We start from the raw sequence: 4,686 nt of genomic DNA on the forward strand, positions 1-4,686 counted from the left end.
AAAAGGCGAAGAAGAGAGAGATCCACTTTTCAAAGAAGCAGTTGAACTTGTAGTTAACGATGAGCAAGCATCCATTTCTTACATTCAAAGAAAATTAAAAGTGGGTTATTCAAGAGCTGGTAGAATCATAGATCAAATGGAAGAAATGGGCATAATTGGTCCACATGAAGGTTCAAAGCCTAGAAAGCTTTTGAAAACAAAGGAAGAAATAGATATAATTTTAGGTGATGAAGATGAATAATGTGCATATAGTTACATTGGGTTGCTCAAAGAATGATGTTGACTCATCCATGATGTATTCACTTTTGGATAAGGAAAAATACAAAATGGTAAATTCTGCCAGTCAAGCCGATATTTTAATTGTAAATACTTGTGGATTTATTGATGCTGCAAAAGAAGAATCCATTGACACTATTTTAGAATCTGTGGAATATAAAAATGAAGGAAGATGTAAAAAAGTTCTTCTATCAGGTTGTTTAGCTCAAAGATATCCCGAAGAGCTATTAAAAGAAATTCCAGAAATAGATGGAATTATTGGTACTGGTAATATAAATTATATAAATGAACTTTTAGATAGAAGTCTTGCAGGAGATTTGTTTGTAAAAACCGATAATTTGAATTCTGCTTATATAGAGGGCATAAAAAAAGAAATCGTAAATACTACTGAGTATGTGAAAATTTCTGAAGGTTGCAATAACAATTGCTCTTATTGCATTATTCCATCACTTCGTGGCAAAAATAGATCTAGAAAAATTGAAGATATATACTCTGAAGTTGAATATTTAGTAAGTAAGGGTGCAAGAGAAATTATTTTAATCGCACAAAACACTACTGATTATGGAATTGACCTGTACTCAAAATATTCTCTTGCAAGTTTAATTAAAGAAATTTCAAAAATAAAAGATTTAAAATGGATTCGAGTTTTATATTTATATCCAGATCATTTTACAGATGAATTAATCGAAGAATTTAAGGTTAATGAAAAATTAGTAAAATATGTTGATATGCCACTTCAACATATTTCTGACAATGTTTTAAAAAATATGAATAGAAAAACTAGCAAAAATCACATCATTAAAACTCTTAAAAGTTTACGTGAATCAATCCCAGAAATTGTAATTAGAACAACTTTTATAATTGGTTTCCCTGGAGAAAGTGATGAAGACTTTAAAGAACTCATTGATTTTATTAAAGAAACAAAATTTGATAAACTTGGGGTTTTTAAATACTCTAAAGAAGACGGAACAAAAGCATCTACATTTGAAAATCAAATATCAGATGAGGTAAAACAAAGTCGAAATGATGAAATTATGAAAATCCAAAGTGACATATCTAGTAAAATTCTTTCAAAAAATCTTAATAAAACTTTAGAAGTATTAATTGAAGAAAAAATCGATGAAAATAATTACATTGGACGAACTTATATGGATGCTCCTGAAATCGACGGAGTAACATATATTGAATCAAATAAAAATCTTGAAGTTAATGATTTTGTTAATGTTAAAATTATTGATACTTTAGATTATGATTTAGTAGGTGAAGTTATATGAATACCCCAAATAAATTGACTCTTATGAGAACTTTGATGGTTCCAGTTTTTGTATTATTTATGTACTTAGATTTTAACAATTCAAGAATTATAGCAACTCTTATTTTTGCTATTGCTTCTTTTACAGATTTTTTAGACGGACATTTAGCAAGGCGTGATAATTTAGTCACAAATTTTGGGAAATTTGCAGATCCTCTTGCAGATAAAATTTTAGTATGTTCCGCAATGATTATGTTAGTTAGTTCTGGTGAAATGCCCGCATGGGCTGTAATAATTATTATTGCAAGAGAATTTACTATCACGGGTTTTAGAATTATAGCAGCTTCTGAAAATATTACCATAGCAGCCAGTCCTCTTGGTAAATTTAAAACTGTTACACAACTAATATCTAATATTTTACTCTTAACAGGAATTAGTTCTCTCAGACCTATTGGAATGGGAATATTTTATCTAGCTGTTGTTTTTACAGTAATTTCAGGTGCAGATTATTTAATTAAGAATAAAAAAGTTCTTGATTTAGAGAATATTTAAGGAGAAATATGAAAGCTAGCATTTTAACAATTGGCAAAGAAATTTTAATTGGTTCAATTACAAATACAAATTCTAAATATATTTCTGAAAAATTAACTGATATGGGAATTGAAGTAAATAGACAGGTTTCTGTTGATGATGACTTAGATGAAATAATTAAGGAATTAAATTATTCTACCAATAACTCTGATTTAATTATTATAAGTGGTGGACTTGGACCTACTAATGATGACATAACAAGAGAAGCCGTAGCAAAGTTTCTAAATAGAAATCTCTATATTGATGAGTCAGAAAAAGAAAAAATGGAAGATAGATTTACAAGACTTGGCAGAACCATGACTCCAAATAATTTAAAACAAATTATGCTAATAAAAGGTTCTGAAAAAATTGAAAATAAATGGGGAGTAGCTCTTGGCGAATCCATAGAATTTGACAACAAAAGAATTATTCTCTTACCAGGACCTCCAAACGAAATGGAACCAATGATAGATTTTTATTTTGCTAATAACTCCTTTACTGATGAAAATATAATGGTAAAATCTCTTGATATTATTGGACTTGGTGAATCTTTAATAGAAGATAGAATTAGAAAGATGTCCTTTGAAGATAAAAACGTAAGCGTAAATACTTTTGCTCATGGGACTTACACTGAAGTCAAAATTATTGGCAAAAGTACAAAAAAAGAGGAATTGCAATTTTCCATAGAAAAAGTTTTAAAATCACTTTATGCCGAATTTGAAACTCACGTTTATTCTGAGAATAATGATGATGTTGCAAAAGAAATTGTAAGAATTTTAAACAAAAACAATTTAAAAATATCCTTTGCAGAATCAATAACTGGCGGAATGTTAAGTGCTGCGATTACAGAAATTAGTGGTGCATCTGGTGTGATGGAAACTTCTTTTGTCACATATTCTAATAATTCAAAAAATAAAAATTTAGGTGTATCTAAAGATACATTAGAGGAGTTTGGAGCTATTAGCGAAAATACTGCCTATGAAATGGCAAGGAAAGTAAAAGAAAAAACTAATGCAAACATTAGTGTATCAACTACTGGCGAAGCAGGACCTAATTCTTCTGAAACTGAAGTAGGAAATGTCTTTACTTGCATTTATTTATCTGATGACAAATATTATACTAAACATTATTTCTTTTCAGGAGATAGAAATAAAATAAGAAGAAGCACTGTAAATAGAGTATTGTCTCAAATACTTTATATACTTAGAAAAAATTTTAAGGAGTAATTATGAAAGATAGTAATTTAAGCAAAGATAAACAAGAAGCTCTTCACAATGTATTATCAAAAATCGAAAAACAGTATGGTGAAGGTTCAGTTATGATTTTAGGAGAAGATGTTAAGCTTAATATTGAATCAATACCTACAGGTTCTCTAGCTCTAGATATTGCTCTTGGAATTGGCGGAATACCTAAGGGAAGAATTATTGAAATATACGGACCTGAATCCTCTGGTAAAACTACATTGGCACTTCATATGTTAGCAGAAGCTCAAAAAAAAGGAGGAACAGGTGCTTTTGTAGATGCTGAACACGCTCTTGACCCTGGCTATGCAAAAAATCTTGGCTTAGACATAGAAAATTTAATTATTTCACAACCTGACACTGGAGAACAAGCTCTTGAAATTACAGAAGCTCTAGTTAGATCTAATGCTGTGGATTTAATTGTAATTGACTCAGTTGCAGCTCTTGTTCCAAAGGCAGAAATTGATGGAGAAATGGGTGCAGCCCAAATTGGGCTTCAAGCAAGATTAATGTCGCAAGCTCTTAGAAAACTTACTGGTGCAATAAATAAATCTAAATGTACTGTTGTATTCATTAATCAACTTAGAGAAAAAGTTGGAGTTATGTTTGGAAATCCTGAAACCACTACTGGTGGTAGAGCTCTTAAATTTTACTCTTCAGTAAGACTTGATATTAGAAGATCAGAAATCATTAAAAAGGGTGACGAAATAATAGGGAATAGAGTTAGGGTTAAAGTTGTTAAAAATAAAATCGCACCTCCATTTAGACAAGCTGAATTTGATATTATGTATGGCAAGGGGATTTCTAGCGTTGGAAATATTCTTGACGTAGCAGCTGAAGCTGATATTGTTAAAAAAGCAGGCGCATGGTACTCCTATGGCGAGGAAAGACTTGGTCAAGGTAGAGAAAATTCTAAGGATTTTTTAGAAGAACATCCTGAAATGTTAAAGGAAATTGAACATAAAGTTAGAGTTTACTATAATCTAATACCAGAAGATGAACTTGATAGTGATAATGAATCAGCTAAACTAGAAAATTTTTTAGAAGAGGATAAATAGGGCGTGATTTTATGAAAATACTCTATCTAACAGACACTCATATTAGAGGGACAAATCCTCAAAATAGGTTAGATGATTATAAAGAGACTTTAAAAGAAAAATTAAGGGAAATTGCAGATATTATAAAAGAAGAAAAAATTGACTATGTCTTGCATGGTGGCGATCTATTTGATAGACCTGACGTTTCTGTGAGCATAGTCTCAGAATTTGCACAAATTTTTCAAAACTATGGCATACCAATATATATTATTAGTGGAAATCACGATATTTTTGGTCATAATCCAGATAC

The 4,686-nt window shown here is 30.2% G+C and carries 6 protein-coding genes; all 6 read left to right on the forward strand.

Features of this window, described 5'->3' with window-relative positions; translation table 11 throughout:
* On the forward strand, window positions 1-241 hold a 241-nt coding region (locus MR285_RS06415; RefSeq protein WP_293559197.1), incomplete at its 5' end, for a DNA translocase FtsK.
* Window positions 234-1,550 carry a 30S ribosomal protein S12 methylthiotransferase RimO gene (rimO, locus tag MR285_RS06420; RefSeq protein ID WP_293559199.1) on the forward strand — a complete coding sequence of 439 codons (1,317 nt, stop codon included), beginning with the start codon at window positions 234-236 and terminating at the stop codon, window positions 1,548-1,550. The genes MR285_RS06415 and rimO, both read left to right, overlap by 8 nt.
* Window positions 1,547-2,080 (forward strand): CDP-diacylglycerol--glycerol-3-phosphate 3-phosphatidyltransferase, encoded by a 534-nt coding sequence (gene pgsA, locus MR285_RS06425; protein WP_293559201.1) that lies wholly within the window; start codon window positions 1,547-1,549, stop codon window positions 2,078-2,080. The genes rimO and pgsA overlap by 4 nt, the downstream gene beginning before the upstream one ends.
* A gap of 8 nt (window positions 2,081-2,088) precedes the next feature.
* Entirely contained in the window at window positions 2,089-3,324 is a 1,236-nt protein-coding gene (locus tag MR285_RS06430) for a competence/damage-inducible protein A (RefSeq protein ID WP_293559203.1), read from the forward strand.
* Window positions 3,325-3,326: 2 nt separating this feature from the next.
* Window positions 3,327-4,397, forward strand: coding sequence for a recombinase RecA (gene recA / locus MR285_RS06435; protein ID WP_293559205.1), 1,071 nt, complete (start codon window positions 3,327-3,329; stop codon window positions 4,395-4,397).
* Window positions 4,398-4,408: 11 nt separating this feature from the next.
* A partial coding sequence (locus tag MR285_RS06440) for a metallophosphoesterase (RefSeq protein WP_293559207.1) occupies window positions 4,409-4,686 on the forward strand: 278 nt, incomplete at its 3' end.

The organism is Peptoniphilus sp., from assembly GCF_022767005.1.
Classification (GTDB): Bacteria; Bacillota; Clostridia; order Tissierellales; family Peptoniphilaceae; genus Peptoniphilus_A.